This window comes from Pseudomonas putida NBRC 14164, assembly GCF_000412675.1.
In the GTDB taxonomy this organism is placed as follows: domain Bacteria; phylum Pseudomonadota; class Gammaproteobacteria; order Pseudomonadales; family Pseudomonadaceae; genus Aquipseudomonas; species Aquipseudomonas putida.
In genome coordinates this window covers 2,633,646-2,648,898 of the sequence record NC_021505.1, presented here as the reverse complement: position 1 = coordinate 2,648,898, position 15,253 = coordinate 2,633,646, and the positions used below count along the sequence as shown (strand labels likewise).

16 protein-coding genes are annotated in these 15,253 nt (G+C 63.7%); 8 read left to right on the top strand and 8 right to left on the bottom strand.

The annotated features are described in order from the left end of the window. Positions 1–93: 93 nt before the first annotated feature. The 3 genes from capB to PP4_RS11780 all read left to right on the top strand — a co-directional run bounded on the left by capB (position 94) and on the right by PP4_RS11780 (position 5,041). Positions 94–1,860, top strand: coding sequence for a caprolactamase subunit beta (gene capB, locus PP4_RS11790; RefSeq protein ID WP_016499404.1), 1,767 nt, complete (start codon positions 94–96; stop codon positions 1,858–1,860). Then, complete coding sequence (capA, locus tag PP4_RS11785) at positions 1,853–3,937, top strand: caprolactamase subunit alpha (protein ID WP_016499403.1); 2,085 nt, start codon at positions 1,853–1,855, stop codon at positions 3,935–3,937. The genes capB and capA overlap by 8 nt, the downstream gene beginning before the upstream one ends. Positions 3,938–4,084: 147 nt before the next feature. Beyond that, positions 4,085–5,041, top strand: coding sequence for an AraC-like ligand-binding domain-containing protein (locus PP4_RS11780; RefSeq protein WP_016499402.1), 957 nt, complete (start codon positions 4,085–4,087; stop codon positions 5,039–5,041). Between the two features lie 9 nt (positions 5,042–5,050). Here PP4_RS11780 and PP4_RS11775 read toward each other — a convergent pair whose 3' ends face one another. Both PP4_RS11775 and PP4_RS11770 read right to left on the bottom strand, forming a co-directional pair. Beyond that, positions 5,051–5,944, bottom strand: coding sequence for a DUF2950 domain-containing protein (locus tag PP4_RS11775; protein WP_016499401.1), 894 nt, complete (start codon positions 5,942–5,944; stop codon positions 5,051–5,053). After that, complete coding sequence (locus PP4_RS11770) at positions 5,941–7,320, bottom strand: DUF3300 domain-containing protein (protein ID WP_016499400.1); 1,380 nt, start codon at positions 7,318–7,320, stop codon at positions 5,941–5,943. Before PP4_RS11770 ends, PP4_RS11775 begins: the two co-directional genes overlap by 4 nt. A gap of 205 nt (positions 7,321–7,525) precedes the next feature. Here PP4_RS11770 and PP4_RS11765 point away from each other — a divergent pair, with 205 nt between their 5' ends. Both PP4_RS11765 and PP4_RS11760 read left to right on the top strand, forming a co-directional pair. After that, positions 7,526–7,777 (top strand): hypothetical protein, encoded by a 252-nt coding sequence (locus tag PP4_RS11765; RefSeq protein WP_016499399.1) that lies wholly within the window; start codon positions 7,526–7,528, stop codon positions 7,775–7,777. Positions 7,778–7,858: 81 nt separating this feature from the next. Further along, positions 7,859–8,578, top strand: coding sequence for a TorF family putative porin (locus tag PP4_RS11760; protein WP_016499398.1), 720 nt, complete (start codon positions 7,859–7,861; stop codon positions 8,576–8,578). Here the strand turns inward: PP4_RS11760 and PP4_RS11755 are convergent. After that, positions 8,575–9,447, bottom strand: coding sequence for a DMT family transporter (locus PP4_RS11755; RefSeq protein WP_016499397.1), 873 nt, complete (start codon positions 9,445–9,447; stop codon positions 8,575–8,577). The genes PP4_RS11760 and PP4_RS11755 overlap by 4 nt on opposite strands. A gap of 100 nt (positions 9,448–9,547) precedes the next feature. Next, entirely contained in the window at positions 9,548–9,958 is a 411-nt protein-coding gene (locus PP4_RS11750) for a RidA family protein (RefSeq protein WP_016499396.1), read from the bottom strand. A 189-nt stretch (positions 9,959–10,147) separates the two neighbouring features. Here PP4_RS11750 and PP4_RS11745 point away from each other — a divergent pair, with 189 nt between their 5' ends. Further along, entirely contained in the window at positions 10,148–10,474 is a 327-nt protein-coding gene (locus PP4_RS11745; protein ID WP_016499395.1) for a hypothetical protein, read from the top strand. Positions 10,475–10,518: 44 nt separating this feature from the next. On the opposite strand, the gene PP4_RS11740 is transcribed toward PP4_RS11745, so the two are convergent. Then, positions 10,519–10,731, bottom strand: coding sequence for a PLDc N-terminal domain-containing protein (locus PP4_RS11740; RefSeq protein WP_016499394.1), 213 nt, complete (start codon positions 10,729–10,731; stop codon positions 10,519–10,521). A gap of 106 nt (positions 10,732–10,837) precedes the next feature. Then, positions 10,838–11,308 carry a hypothetical protein gene (locus tag PP4_RS11735; RefSeq protein ID WP_016499393.1) on the bottom strand — a complete coding sequence of 157 codons (471 nt, stop codon included), beginning with the start codon at positions 11,306–11,308 and terminating at the stop codon, positions 10,838–10,840. A 159-nt stretch (positions 11,309–11,467) separates the two neighbouring features. Between PP4_RS11735 and PP4_RS11730 the strand changes: the two genes are divergently transcribed. Beyond that, positions 11,468–12,475: a GlxA family transcriptional regulator gene (locus tag PP4_RS11730; RefSeq protein WP_016499392.1), complete on the top strand. Its 1,008-nt coding sequence runs from the start codon at positions 11,468–11,470 to the stop codon at positions 12,473–12,475. A 7-nt stretch (positions 12,476–12,482) separates the two neighbouring features. Here PP4_RS11730 and PP4_RS11725 read toward each other — a convergent pair whose 3' ends face one another. Further along, on the bottom strand, positions 12,483–13,154 hold the full coding sequence (locus tag PP4_RS11725) for a TetR/AcrR family transcriptional regulator (RefSeq protein WP_016499391.1): 672 nt from the start codon (positions 13,152–13,154) through the stop codon (positions 12,483–12,485). Positions 13,155–13,324: 170 nt separating this feature from the next. Between PP4_RS11725 and PP4_RS11720 the strand changes: the two genes are divergently transcribed. Continuing rightward, positions 13,325–14,209 (top strand): DMT family transporter, encoded by an 885-nt coding sequence (locus tag PP4_RS11720; RefSeq protein ID WP_016499390.1) that lies wholly within the window; start codon positions 13,325–13,327, stop codon positions 14,207–14,209. On the opposite strand, the gene PP4_RS11715 is transcribed toward PP4_RS11720, so the two are convergent. Then, complete coding sequence (locus PP4_RS11715) at positions 14,206–15,087, bottom strand: NHL repeat-containing protein (RefSeq protein WP_016499389.1); 882 nt, start codon at positions 15,085–15,087, stop codon at positions 14,206–14,208. The genes PP4_RS11720 and PP4_RS11715 overlap by 4 nt on opposite strands. Positions 15,088–15,253: the final 166 nt, after the last annotated feature.

Here is a 15,253-nt window from a genome sequence, read left to right as displayed (position 1 = left end):
CAAGCCTTCCCCCCGCCCTGCCCCGTAGCCTGTCACCACGCGCCGCCCCGCCGCGGCACGCACCTAAAGCACAAGAACAAACGTTGGTGACCTATGCAGACAGTAGATCCGATCACCCTTGCGGTTGTCCGGGGTGCGCTGGAGACAGCGCAACGCGAAATGACCCTGACCCTGGAAAAGACCGGGCGCTCCAGTGTGTTCAACCTGGCCCACGATTACTCCAACTCGCTATTCGACCACCTGCCGGAAATGATCCTGCAAGGCCAGGACATCCCCATCCACCTGGGCTCGCTGATCCCGGCCATGAAATGCGTGGCCGGCTTCTTCGGCGACGACATCGCCGAAGGCGACGTGATCTACCACAACGACCCCGCCTACAAGGGCAGCCATATTCTCGACTGCTGCATGTACAAGCCGGTGTACTACCAGGGCGAACTGGTGTTCTGGACCGTGTGCAAAGGCCACCTGACCGACATCGGCGGCCCTGTACCCGCCGGTTACAACCCCGACGCCAAGGAAATCTACGCCGAAGGGCTGCGCATTCCACCGGTCAAGCTGTGGGAAAAGGGCAAGCGCCGCGAAGACGTGATCAATTTCATGCTCACCAACATGCGCGCCCGCCCCTATCAGGAAGGCGACCTTAATGCCCAGTACGGCGCCTGCAAGGTCGGCGAGCGGCACTTGCTGGAGCTGCTGGACAAGTACGGCGTGGCCCAAGTGCGTGCCTGCATTGCCGAGCTGAAGAACATGGCCGACCGGCACATGCGTGCGCTGTTGCGCGATGTGCCGGACGGTGACTACAGCGGCACCGCCGTTCTTGAAGATGCCGGCCACGGCCTTGGCGAACTGGCCATCACCGCCCATGTGCAGATACGAGGTGACCAGGCCCACGTGCGTATCGACAGCCCGCCGCAAGTGCCGTACTTCATCAACTCCTACGAGGGCAACTCGGTATCGGGCGTGTACCTGGGGCTGATGATGTTCGCCCAGGTCGCACCGCCCTACAACGAAGGCCTGTACCGCTGCGTCACGGTCGATGTCGGGCCCAGGGGTACACTGTGCAACGCCGAAGAACCGGCGCCCCATGTCAACTGCACCACCACGCCGATGGAAACACTGGCCGATGCCGTGCGCACCGCGCTGGAGCAAGCCTCACCACAGCGGGTAACGGCCTCCTGGGGGCACACCAGCGGCATCAACATCGCCGGCCACGACCCGCGCAACGGCAACAGCGAGTACGTGACGATGGTGCTGGCCTCGATCATTTCCGGTGCCGGTGCCAACCAGGTGATGGATGGCTGGCACGCCTGCGGCCCGCTGTGCTGCTTCGGCGCGCTGATGAGCGGCGACATCGAACTGCTCGAGCACGCCTATCCGGTGCTGATCCACCGTTACAGCCTGATGGCCGACAGTGGTGGCGCCGGTGAATTGCGCGGTGGTTCGGGCACCCGCCTGGAGATCGAACCGCTTGACCACGCCATGACTGTGGTCGGCTTCGGCGAGGGCCGCCAGCTGCCCACCGCCGGTGCCGCCGGGGCTCGCAATGCCCTGCTCGAACCCAAGCTGGGCCGGCTGATCCACCGCCACGTCGACGGTAGCGAAGACCACTATACGCAAAACCCGATGCTCACCCTGCAACCCGGTGAACGCATCATCAACATCAACCCGGGCGGCGGTGGCTACGGCGACCCGCTGCGCCGCCCGGTCACCGCCGTACTGGAGGATGTGCGCAACGGCCTGGTCTCGCCACAAGGGGCAGCCCTGGAGTATGGCGTGGTCCTCGATGACGATGGCCGCCTCGACGAAACCGCAACCCGCCTTGCCCGCGCCCCGCACTGCCCGGAGAACCATCATGCGTAATCAATATCGCCTGGGCATCGATGCCGGCGGCACCTTCACCGATTTCATCCTGGCCGACCGCGACGGCGGCGTGCAGCTGTTCAAGGCCCCGTCCACGCCGCAGGATGGCACCTTGGCCATTCGCGCCGGCCTGGCGCAGATCGCCGACGCCACCGGGCGCAGCCCGGCCGAGCTGATCGCCAACTGCGACCTGTGCATCAACGGCACCACGGTAGCCCTCAACGCGCTGATCGAGCGCACCGGGGTCAAAGTGGGCCTGCTGTGCACCGAGGGGCACGAGGACAGCCTGGAAATCCGCCTGGGTCACAAGGAGGAAGGCCACCGCTACGACGCTCATTATCCGCCGGCACACATGCTTGCCCCGCGCCATCTGCGCCGCCCGGTAGGTGGCCGCATCCTCGGAGATGGACGTGAGCACAGCCCGCTGGACGAGCGCGCCATTCATGACGCCATCGACTACTTCCGTGCCGAAGGCGTGCAGGCCGTGGCCATTTCCTTCCTGTGGTCGGTGCGCAACCCCAGCCACGAGCAGCGGGCCGCCGAGCTAGTACGGGCCGCCCTGCCCGGGGTGTTCGTCTGCACCGGCTGCGAGGTGTTCCCACAGATTCGCGAGTACACCCGCACCTCCACCACCGTGGTCAACGCCTACCTCAGCCCCGTGATGGCGCGCTATGTGGCGCGCATCGACAGCCTGTTCCAGGAGCTTGGCGCGCAGCAGCCAGTGCGCTATTTCCAGTCCAACGGTGGCCTGGCGCCCGGGCACCTGATGCGCGAGCGCGCCGTCAATGCGATCAACTCCGGCCCCGCCTCGGCGCCACAGGCGGGCCTGGCGGTGGCGAGACCATTCGGTATCGATAACGTCATCACCGTGGACATGGGCGGCACCTCGTTCGACATCACCCTGACCAACGCCGGCCGTACCAACTTCAGCAAGGACGTCGACTTCCTGCGCCAGCGCATCGGCGTGCCGATGATCCAGGTGGAAACCCTGGGTGCTGGCGGCGGGTCTATCGCCCACCTGGACGAGTTCGGCATGCTTCAAGTCGGCCCACGCAGCGCCGGTGCCATGCCTGGCCCGGTGTGCTATGGCAAAGGCGGTAGCGAACCCACGGTAACCGACGCCAACCTGGCCCTGGGCTACCTGCCCGACGGCGCACTACTGGGCGGCAGCATCCGCCTGAACCGCCAGGTCGCAGTGGACGCTATCCGCAGCAAGATCGCCGAACCGTTAGGTATCAGCGTGGAACGCGCAGCATTTGGCATCACCACCCTGGTCAACCTGAACATGGTCAACGGCATTCGCCGCGTGTCCATCGAACGCGGCCACGACCCGCGCGACTTCGCCCTGATCGGCGCTGGTGGCGCAGCGGGCATGCACGTGGTGCGCCTGGCCGAGGAAATCGGCATGCAGACCGTGTTGATCCCCAAGGTGGCCTCAGGCCTGTGCGCGTTCGGCCAGATCCTGTCCGACGTGCGCTACGACCAGCTCACCAGCCTGTCGATGCGGCTGGACGCCGGGCACGTGAACCTGGCGCAGCTCAACCAGGCCCTTGCCGAGCTGCGCCAACAAGGCCTGGCAAACTTGCGCGAAGACGGTTTTGGCGACCAGGCCAGCAGCTGCCACTACACCCTGGAAATGCGCTATCTGGGGCAGATCCATGAATGCAGCGTGGAGCTGCAGCAGCATGTACTGGATGACGCGGGCCTGGCCGCACTGATCAGCCGCTTCCACAGCCGTCACCAGACCCTGTACTCGTACAGCGAGCCCGACAGCCCGGTGGAGCTGGTGAACCTGGAGTGTTCGGTAATTGGTCACCTGCCGCGTCCGCCACAGCCCGAGTTGCAGGGCCCGGCCCAACCACCCGCGCCTGCCCCGGAAGGTGTCCGCCCGATGCTGTTCAGTGCCGAGGGCGAATGGCAGCCCACGCCGGTGTTCAACGGCAACCGCCTGCTGCCGGGGCAGACCGTGCATGGCCCGTGCGTCATCGAAGAAGACACCACCAACATCGTCCTGCCCCCCGGCTGGCAGGCGCGCCTGGAGCCTTCGGCCACCTACCGGGTGACACGCGGGGCTTGATCAAACGGTCGGCGTGCGCCGATCATGGGCCTGAAGCCGCCCGGCAGCCTTGCGCTGCCGGGCGGTTTGCACAATAACAAGAGCTGCTTGAGTAGCTTGCCTGCAGTTCCTTTTTTCAATGCTGCCCTCTTTGAAAAAGGACCCACCATGCCCACAGAAATCTCGACCCACGGCTGGGCACAGCCGGAACGCCAGGCGCGCTGGGTCGAAGCCATCAGTGAAACCTATTTCCCGTTGAGCCTGGAGTTTGCCAGCGAGCAGCCATTCGATGGCCACCTGCAGCGCTGGAGCACGCCCAGCACGCCACTCAGCCTTTCCCGCCTGCGCTCCAGCCCGCTGGGCTACTCGCGCAGCAAGGCGCACGTTGGCCAGGACCATGAGGCGTTCTATCTGGTGACCGTGCCGCGCAGCAGCGAAGTGCACTTCGAACAGGAAGGCCACCCGCTCAGTTGCAGCCCAGGGGGGTTCATCGTCGAGCGCGGCGATGCGCCTTACCGCTTCCATTACGGCACGCAGAACGACCTGTGGGTGCTCAAGCTGCCCGAGCGGGCACTCAAGGCCAACCTGCTCGGGCACAAGCGCTATACCCGGCATTGCTTCGATGCCAGCCAGGGCCTGGGGCGCATCTTTGTAGAGCAACTGGACCTGTGTGCCCGCCATTTCGACGCCAGCCCGGCCGCTGCCCGGCATTTACTGCTGGAACAGGCTTCGGCCACGCTGCTGCTGGCCCTGCAGCAGGATGAGCGAGTACTGGGCAGTGAAGGCAATAACCTCAGCACCCTGCACCTGACACGGGTCGAGCAGTATGTGCAGCAACATCTGGGCGACCCCGAACTGTCGCCACAAACCATCGCCAGTGCCTGCGGGCTGTCGTTGCGCTACCTGCACAAGCTGTTCGCGATCACGCCCTACACCCTTGGCGAGTGGGTGCGCCAACAGCGGCTGGAAGCCGTGCACCGCCAACTGTGCGACCCGCATTGCCACCTGGCCATCGGCGAGTTGGCATTCCGTTGGGGTTTTACCGACCAGGCGCAATTCACTCGGGCGTTTCGCCAGCACTACGGGTGCACGGCGCGAGAAGTCAGGGCTGCGCGATTGCAGTGATTTGCGGGCTCAATCCCCCGCTGTCACCTCCACCACCTTCCAGCTGTCATCCGGGTCGAAGCGCTTCATCTCCTTGGCCAGCCTGTCGCCGTGCGGCCCGAGGTCTTTTTCGAACACCTGGCCGTCGTGGCTGATCATGAAGCTCATCACCCCGGTGTCGTCGTACCTGGCCGGCCAGGCGACCATGGCGAAGCCACGGCTCATCTGGTTGCCGATCAGGTAGCTGTAGGCGCCACCGGGGGCGGACGGGCCTTGTGCGTCGAGGATGCGGAAGTGGTAGCCATACCAGTCATCACCCACCACATCCTGGCCAAACAGCGGCCCCAGCGGGCTGACCTGGCCATCGCCGTCGTCATCCCAATACAGCCCGTCATGCTTGCCGGGTTCGCTGAAAATCTTCTGCGCGTACTCCAGCGCACCGTTGCCGTTGCGATCCTGGCTGGCATAGTCCATCTGCGCGTCGTGGTAAGCCAACAACGCCTGCATGGCACCCAGTTCGTTGCGGCCGATGCGCCGGGCGCGGATTTCGGTGCTACCGGCCTTGAGGTCGAAGCGCCAGCCCTGGCTGCTTCTGGTCAACGGTATGGGCAACCTCCAGTGATCACTGCCCACCGCCAGGATGGCCTTGCCCTCGCCTGCCATGTCGATACTGTGCTGCGCGCGATACTGCTCCAGAAAGGTGTCCACGTCGCTGCGCTGCACACCACCACGCGGTATGTAGGTGCGCCAGTCATCACCCAGCAACTGGGCCAGGCGGGCTTCATCGGCCTTTTCCGTGCCCAGCGCCGTAATGAAGGACTCCACGGCTTTCTCCGGCGTCGGGAATGCCTCCTGTGCAGCCGCCAGGGAAGCCCATGCCAAGCCTGTCGCAAGCAGCATTGCTGCAAATACTGGACGTTTCATCGACGGCCTCCTCCGCCACGACGCACTGGCGCACTGGGCCGGGAGATCTGGTGGCCGGCAGCCCGGGATGCATTGGGCCGCTGGGCAAACGACTGGCTGGTACGACCGCGGTTGGCCTGCAGATTGGTGCGTGACGGCGAACGCACGCCATCAAAGGCATTGTTACGCGCCCGGCCGGCGCTGTTGGCCGGCCGGTTCTGTGCCACCTGCCGGGCTTGGCTATTGCGTGTTTCCTGGCGACGGTCGGTTGCTCTGGCAGTGTCGCCACGGGATTGCATGCGGTTGCCCACCGAATTACCCGCCTGCGCCTCGCGCATTTGCTGGCGTGCCTGGCGGTTGTCGGTGGCCGGCCGTTCCATCCCCGCGCGGTCCATCGAGGCCCGGGCCTTGTTCCGCGCCTGCGCCCGCTGCGCGTCGTCACCACGGAAAGCAGTGCGTTGGGTGGCGCCGTCCAGTTGGCGGCCATACTGCTGGCGGCTGCGGGCATCGCGGTAAGGCACGCCTTCACGGTTGACGGCATTGTGCTGCCATTTATTCTGATTGTTAGTGATGCGGTTGTTGGCGTTGATGTTGTTGTAACGGTTGACGTCGATGTCGATGTCGTTGTGGCCCCAGTCGCAGTCACCCCACAACGAGGCGACAACCGCCACGCCGGTACCAAAGGCCAGGCCCGCCACCAGCGCTGAACCGGGGTAGTACATGGGCGGCGGCGGGTAGTACACGGGCGGTGAAGCCGGGTAAGCCCAGGTACCATAGGTGGTGGTCGGGTTGTAGCTGGGCACGTACACCACTTGCGGGTCGGCCGGCTGGATGATGATGGTGGAGGGCGGGCTGCTGGCAGCCTGTGTCGCCGGTGCGGCTTGCACGGTCACGTTCTGGTACTGGTTGCTTTGCAGGTTGCCGGCCGCCTGTGCCTGGTGACGCAAGCGCTGCACCGCGCCCATGACATCGTCGGGCTGCGCCAGGAACGCATCACCCAGTCGCTGCACCCACACCGGGTCCTGGCCCAGGGTCGCCAGCAACTGCGGGAAGGCCACCAGCGCTTGCACGCTGGGGTCCCACGGCTGCTTCGCTACCTGTTTGACTGCAGCATCGCCCGACGCCTTGGGGTTGGCCTTGGACCAGGCCACCGCTTCGCTCACCTGCCCCGGGTAGGTGGCCGCCATCAATACCTGGGCCAGCAGCGGATCGGGGTATAACGCAACCGGCGCGAGCATCTGGTCCAGCTGCTCTTGCGTGAATACCGGGGTCTTGGCCGCGACCGTGTCGGCTTGCGGGGCTGGGTCGGGGGCTGGAACGTCTTGCGCCAGCACCAGGCCGGGCGCCGCGTTCAGGCACATCAGCGCCGACAGCAAAGCAAACAATGGCATGCGCATCGCTTATCCCCAACAGGTCAGATTGCGTGGGTTAAGGGTAGCAATGGCGATGCGTTTGGCCAGATGCGGGGGCGCAAAACTTTAGCACTGATGCTTGCGTCAATAGTGACTATCGAACAAGGCAATTTCTACTGAGCGGCCCGGCTTAATAACCTAGCTCCATCGATTCGAACCTGGCGAATCCCCTGCATTCCGGAGCTGCTCGATGAACACCAAGGCCCGCCTCCTCCTCACTGCCCTGGCCGCTGCCAGCATTGCTGTACTGGCCGGTTGCGCCAGCCACCCGGAACTGCGTGCGTACAGCGCCGAAGAAACCCGCCAATTGCAACTGGAAGCGTTGCAGCGCCGCGGCCTGTCCCTGGACGACTACGAGCAGCAACGCCGGGTGATACAACGTGCCGGCAACCTGCCCGTGGTGACCGAAGCCGCCGACGCAGCCCCTTCGACCAAAGGCTGAGCGGGCCAGGCAAAGGTTCCCTCCTTTCATCTGCGCAGGTATCCTCTACCGCTCAACCGCAAGCCTTCCAGGACGGAGACCATGACCAGGCCCTTTCTGTTGCTGAGTGCTGCACTGCTGTTCAGCCCAGTGTTGATGGCCCAGCAGATAAAACGCGAACTGGGCGACTTCGACTTCACACTCGGCACCACACCCTCGCGCAGCATGGCCCAAGGCCTTATCTCACCCAGTGCCGTCGGCGCATTCCACGGTGGTCTCGACTTCAGCCACCCCAGTGGCTGGTACCTGGGCCAGTACGCCCCGAGCATGGGCGTCACCCCCAACTCGACCCTGCGACTGGACAGCTACCTGGGCTACAAGCACCAATTCGACAGCAGCCTGGGCTATGAAGTGGGGTTGATCCATTACAGCCAGCCGACTATCGCAGGCCCCGACAGCTATGCCCTGTACGGTGGCATCTCGCTGTTGGGCAATCGCTTCGGTGGCGCGCTGCGCGACAACCCGGATAACCGCACCGGCACCCTGTTCGCCGACTTCGGTCAACTGCCCCTGTTCGATGTCGACCTCACCGTCAAGCTGGCCCATCATCGCCTGGGCACGCCGTTCACCATTGGCGACGGCAGCCAGGTAAATGCCTTTTCCGACTGGTCGCTGGAGCTGTCGCGGCCCTGGCTGGGCATCGACCTTAACCTGATCTACAGCAACTCCAATCTCAGTGGCGGCGGTTGCGATGCCTATTCGGGCATCAACACCTATTGCGACAGTGTGGTCACGCTCAAGGCGCAGCGCAGTTTCTTCTAACGCCGTGGTGCCAGCGCCAGGGCTATACCGCCCAGCACCACCACACACGCGATCAGCAAGCGCAACGACAGCGGTTCGCCAATCAGGACAACACCGCCCAGTGCGGCAATCACAGGCACACTAAGCTGCATGGTCGCTGCTTGCTGCGCACTCACCTGCCTGACCACGCCGTACCACACGGCGTAGCCCGCACCTGAGGCCAGCACGCCGGAGCCCAAGGCATACAACAAACCCGGCGGCGTGAGGTGCGGGCCGGCGCCCAGCAACAGCACCGGTAGCAGCAGCGCCAGGCAAGGCAGACTGCGGGCAAAATTGCCTGCAGTATCGGCCAGCGGCCTGGGCGAGCCCCTGCCCAGCAACGTGTATACGCCCCAGGCCATACCAGACAGGGCCATCAGCAAGGCACTGGACAAGGGTGGCGCCGCTGCACCGGGCAACAACAGCACCAACAGGCCGGCAAAAGCAATCAACATGCCCAGCAGCATACGTGCGGTGATGCGCTCACCTTTGAACCAGGCAAAGCCGAACATGGTGATCTGCACTGCGCCGAACAGCAGCAATGCCCCCGCACCTGCACCCAGCTGCAGGTATGCCGCAGAAAAAAGAAAGGCATAGAGGAACAGGGCCAAGCCACCGCGCCAACTGCCGCCAATGCCCAGCGCAGGTTTACGCAGGCGGATCAACAGCAGCAGAAACAACGCCCCACTGGCCAGGCGCACCACGGTAAACAAAGCCGGGTCGATGGCCCCGTCCTTCAGCGCCAGCCGGCAGAACACCGAGTTGGCGGCGAAGGCCATGAGGCTGAAGAGCGCCGGCCAGAACCAGGCCTTGGCCTTGCGGTCGGTCAGTGTGGTGGTGCCGGTGCTCATGGTGTGGTCACCTCTGAGGGAACATTGTTGTTATAGCGGCCATGCGTGTACCGATATACAACAAAGTGTTTCCAAGGCGCCACCACCGCATCACTCAGCGCTAAAGCGCTGCCACCGCTTCGATTTCCACCAGCATGCCATCCAGCGCCAGCCGGGGTACCGGGATCAGCGTGCAGGCCGGTTTCATGTGCGGGCCCCAGGCCCTGTCGGCCTCAGCCACCCATTGGCGCAGGCGGGGTTCGGAGTGCTCGACAATCAGCAGTGTCAGCTTGAACACCTGGGCCAGGCTGGCGCCTTTGGACGCAAGGGCCAGTTCAAGGTTGGCCAGCGCCTGGCGGGCCTGTTCGGCGAACAGTGGGGGCAACTGGCCGTTGCTGTCTTCCCCGCCCTGGCCGGCGATGAACAGCAAGCGGCTGTTAGCGCGCACTTCGGCGACATGGGAATAGGCATTGCCACTGGGGTCGTACAGGCCTTCAGGGTTGCTCAACTGGAATGCGGTTGATTGGGTCACGACAAGCCCTCACTCGGTTGGAAGAGTGGCGCAGTATCGGACCTTAAGTTAACTCGAGGTCAAGCGCGGGGTAGGACATTTCGCACAATCCATTGCCATGCTTGAACCACGCGTATGTTTGCGCCGCGGCTGTCAGGCAGTAGATTGCAAGACCCGGCATGGAGGCCTGTACGTCACAAGGAAAAGCGCATGAGCAAATATGATTTTCAGCTGGCCTATACCCTCAAGCCGCACAACCCTGCCCACGATGAAGCCGATGCTGCGCAGGCACGCCTGCACCTGCGCGAGAAGCTCGGCCTGGACACCGTCGAGCAAATCGAAACCACCCTGCTCGGCATGATCACGCTTAAAAGCACCACCCTCGCAGACCGCAAGCGCGAAGCTGAAAAACTGCTGCACGATTACATCCACGAAGCGCTCAAACAGCTGCAGGTATTGTCGACCGTGAAATTCTACGGCTGCCTGATGGTTGATGGGCTGGGCCCAGCCATTCGCTTCCAGATCCTGCCCAAGTGAACATCGACGGCATCAGGCGCCCCCACGCCTGATGCCGGAAGCCCTCATTTCTCCTGCAGGACCGCTCTGCCCTTCACCGCCCGCGGCCCGCGCCAGGCCCAGAATAACAGCCCCGGGAATGGTGCGTAGACGACAAACACAATCCACAGCATCTTGCGCTCGGCGCGCCGGTCACTGCCGATGATGTGCCAGATGGCCCAGATTTCCAGCAGGATGACCAAGGCTGCGATGATGATCCAGATCGTTCCTATTTCCATGAGCGCTCTCCCGTTTGGCATGTAATGCATTGGGTTACCGACAGCGTTGAGGGTTCAGATTGATTTGGCTACCAGTATGGCACTGCGAACAGTTGTAGGAGCGGCCTCAATGCTGCGGCGCGTTCTCCAGCGCCGCCTTCAACGCCGCGGCATCGGCAAAAGAATGCTGGCCCACCAGTACACCCTCCCGCAGTTGCAACCACTGCACCTGGCCATCCTGCCCGGAATAACGGCTGGCCACGCGCCCTTCCCGGTCGAGCAGCACCCGGTAGTTGTAATCGCGCATGGCCGGAATGGCGAATAGCTTGCTGATCAGCGCCGGCATGCGCTGGATGTCGGCAACGAACACCGCATCACGCGCTTCCAGGTAGCCCCGGGGCTGCTCGCCCAGCGCCGCTTTGACCAGCTTGGCACCGTCCATGTCGCGGGCTACCAGCAGGATGTGCGTGCGGGTATCGAGGCTGTAGGCCTGATCGTGCTGGTCGAGCAGCGTCCACGGGGCCAGCTTCTCACCCGGTTCCAGGGCATTGGCCAGCAGCGGCAGCAGGCTGAACAAAAGGGCAATGGCGTACTTCATCAAGGGCGTCCTCAGTGACAGGGGGCAACATGGCGGCAATAGGCCAAGCCAGACAGGTTGCCTGAACACGACCTGAAATACGACACACCCACCCGGAACATTGTCTTTCCCCCGGCCACCCGCCACACTCTGCGAGCCAGCCAGGAAGCGGAGTCCAGAGTGCCCACGCCACGTCAGTTCAGCAAGAAGACCAGCACCAGCAACATGCTGCGGCTGAAATCCACCAGCGCCAATGCCCAGACCCCCTATCGGGTTGATTTCGTCCTGCTCGAACATTTCTCGATGGCCAGCTTCACCGTGGCCATGGACGTGCTGGTCACGGCCAACCTGCTGCGCGCCGACAGTTTCCAGTTCACCCCGCTGTCGATGGATGGCGACCGGGTGACCAGCGACCTGGGTTTGGAACTGGTGGCCACCGAGCTGTCCGCCGGGGCGCTGAAAGAACTGGACCTGCTGGTGATCTGCGGCGGCTTGCGCACCCCACTGAAGTACCCTGAACTCGACCGCCTGCTGGACGACTGCGCCGCCCACGGCATGGCCTTGGGCGGCCTGTGGAACGGTGCCTGGTTCCTTGGCCGCGCCGGGGTGCTGGACGACTATGGCTGCAGTATCCACCCCGAGCAGCGCGCCAGCCTGTCCGAGCGCAGCCCGCAAACCCGCATCACCCCGGCCAGCTTCACCCTCGACCGCGACCGCCTCAGCGCCGCCAGCCCCAATGGTGCCATGGAGCTGATGCTGGGCCTGGTACGCCGGCTGTATGGCGACGGGCTGGCCGAAGGCGTGGAGGAAATCCTGTCGTTCTCCGGGGCCCGCTACCGCCAGGTTGGCCCAGGGGCGAAGAAGTCCATGAGCCTGCACCTGCGCACCATCGTCGAGCTGATGGAGAACAACCTGGAGGAAACCCTGAGCCTCGACCAGCTGGCCGCCTACAGCGGGCGCTCGCGCCGGCAGATCGACCGCCTGTTCCAGGCTCAGCTGGGCACCTCGCCACGGCGCTATTACATGGAGCTGCGCATCACCAAAAGCCGCCGGCTGCTGCAGTATTCGGACTTGTCAGTGATGGAAGTGGCAGTGGCCTGCGGGTTTGTTTCGGTGTCGCACTTCAGCAAGTGCTATGCGGCGTACTTCGGCTACCCGCCGTCACGCGAGCAACGGCTGGGCGAGTAAGCGGGGTTCAGGCGCAGATATAGCGCAATACGGCGTCACAGATCATGGCTTTGTGGCGCAGTTTGACCTGGTCATCGGACAGGTCGATCTGGAAGATCTCGCCAAAGGTGTGGCGGTTCGACACCCGGTAGAAGCAGAACGAGCTCATCAGCATGTGCAGGTCGATCACCTCGATGCCGGCGCGGAACACGCCTTCCTGCACGCCACGGCGCAGAGTGTTGCCCAGGGCTTCGAGCACCAGGCTGCTCATTTCGCGGATCGCCGGCGACTGCTTGACGTACTCGCCATAATGGATGTTTTCGGTACAGATGATCCGCACGAAATCGACGTTGCGGTCATGGTGATCGAAGGTGAACTCGACCAGCCGGCGGATCGCCTGCTCAGCCGGTAACGACTCCAGGTCCAGGCTTTGCTCGGTCTTGCGGATATCGCCGTACAACTTCACCAGGCATTCGCAGTACAGCTGCTCCTTGCTGCCGAAGTAGTAGTAGATCATGCGCTTGGAGGTAGCGGTGCGCTCGGCGATCGCGTCGACGCGCGCGCCGGCCAGCCCTTGCTGGACGAACTCGTTGATGGCTGCCTGGAGGATGTCCTCGCGTGTTTTCTCGGGGTTGTTCTTGCGCGTTTTGCGCCCCCCTTCAGTTTCAGGCTGGCCAAGGCTGACTACGGAATCACTCATACCCACTCACAGGCTATTTATTGGAATACGGGGGATTATCCGCGAGCGCAGCCATGCAGGGAAGCACGCTGTTGGTCGGGTAGCCATAATGCATTGCGGGTGGCCGGCCTTGCTATCGCGCCGTGCAACCCGCTAGCCTGCCTGCCCCTGCCCTGGATGGACCCTGCCTCATGCAACCGCGCGACCTCGCCGCCTATATGTTCCTGGCCATCGCCTGGGGCTTTTCGTTCCTGGTGTTGCTCAAGGTGGTGCATGCCTTTGGCTGGGTGGGCGCGGTCAGCCTGCGGGCACTGATTGCCAGCGGCACCCTGGCGGCCCTCGCAGCCCTGCTGGGCCGCCCGCTGCGCCTGCGCCCGCTGCTGTTGCCCTTGCTGGTGGTAGGCGCGACCACGGTGGCCGGGCAACTGATCGGCATGTCGTACGCCACCCCACGCATCGGTACGGCGATGGCGGCGATTTTTGTCGCCACCATTCCGCTGTTCTCGATGCTGATCGGGCGGGTCTGGGGGCTGGAGAAAATAACCCCGCAAGGCCTGGCCGGGCTGCTGCTGGGCATTGCCGGCATCGCCATGTTGGTCGGTTTTCCGGCCCGCGCGGTCGATGAGGACTTCATCCACGGCTGCATCGCCTCGCTGCTTGGCGCCATCAGCGCCGCCTACGGCAGCAACTACGCCAGCCTGCACCTGCGCGGCCAGGTCCCGTGGACGGTCACCTGCGGCGCGTTCCTGGCTGGCGGGCTGCTGACCCTGCCGCTATTGCTGGTGGTACCGGTGCCCAGCATGCCACAAGCAGGCGACTGGCTTTACCTGTTGATTAGCGGCGCAGTGATGAGCGCCACCACCTACGTGTTGTACTTCGGCCTGGTGGCACGGATCGGCGCCACCCGCGCCATTAGCGTGGAATTCGTGGTCACGCTGGTAGCGGTACTGGTGGGCGCCTTGTTTCTCAATGAAGCGCTCAGCCTGTTACAGGCGGCGGGTGGCCTGGTGATTCTGCTCGGCTGCATGCTGGTGCTGGGCCTGCTGCCAGCGCGCAAGCGGCGCCTGCCCAGCTAACGCTGGGCGGTGTCGTGCGCGGGTGGCGGGGTCAGGTGCAGCACGCGGTTACGCCCGCCTTCGGCCAACAGGTAGCCGCCCTTGCCGTCCGCCACGATCGACTGCGGCGCCTTCAGGAAGGTCAGCATGGCGTGCTGGACGCCGTCAGCGTCGATGAGCAACAAGCGTGCGCGGTGGGTGTTGTCTTCGCTGACCCACAGGCCACGCTGGTCACAGAACAGGAAGGTGGGGTTGCGCAGCCCATCGACCACCACCGGGTCCTTGCCATCGTCAGACAGGGCGCGAACCTTGCCATTGGCTTTTTCGGTGTACAGCAAGCGGCCATCGTTGCAGCGGGTGAGGCCTTCGGTTTCGGTCAGGCCGGAACGCAGCACATCAAGCTGGCCGCTGGCCCAGTCATAACGCATCAGGCGGCCATTGCCCTTGCGGTCTTCGATGGCATACAGGTGGTTGCCGTCATTCCACAGGCCCTGCACGCTTTCACCGTCAAACAGGTGGGTAACCTGGCCATCGCGGGCCAGGCTCACAGGCGCCTGACCGCCTTCCTGGCTGAACACCCATCCGCCTTGTGCCGCGACCATGCCATCGGGCTTGGAAAGATTGTCGACCACCACGACACGGTCACCGGTCGCGGTGATCTTGAGGATGCTGCCGCGGCCATCATCCAGCTCGCGGCTGACCAGCAGGCTGCCATCCGCTTGCGGCAAAAGCGATGCGGCCTTGGCAACATCACGATGCAGCACTTCGACATCCCAGCCGGAGGCGGCCTGGACCGGGTAGAAGCTCTGCCATGCAAAGAAACCCAAAGTGGCGGTGAGCACGCCGGTAGTGGCGGTAAGGGCGATGCGGGTGCTGCGCTTGCGCAGGAATTGCGGCATGTAGGGCTCCTTGGGAATGCCGGCGATGCTAGCAAGCGAATGTGAAAAAAATGTCGAAGAATGCAAAGCGTTACAAAACAAAAGGATATAAAAATAACAAAACAATCTAACGAAACGGAATATAAAAATTGAAAGCCAAACGCCATCTCCTTAGTCTGGGCGCATC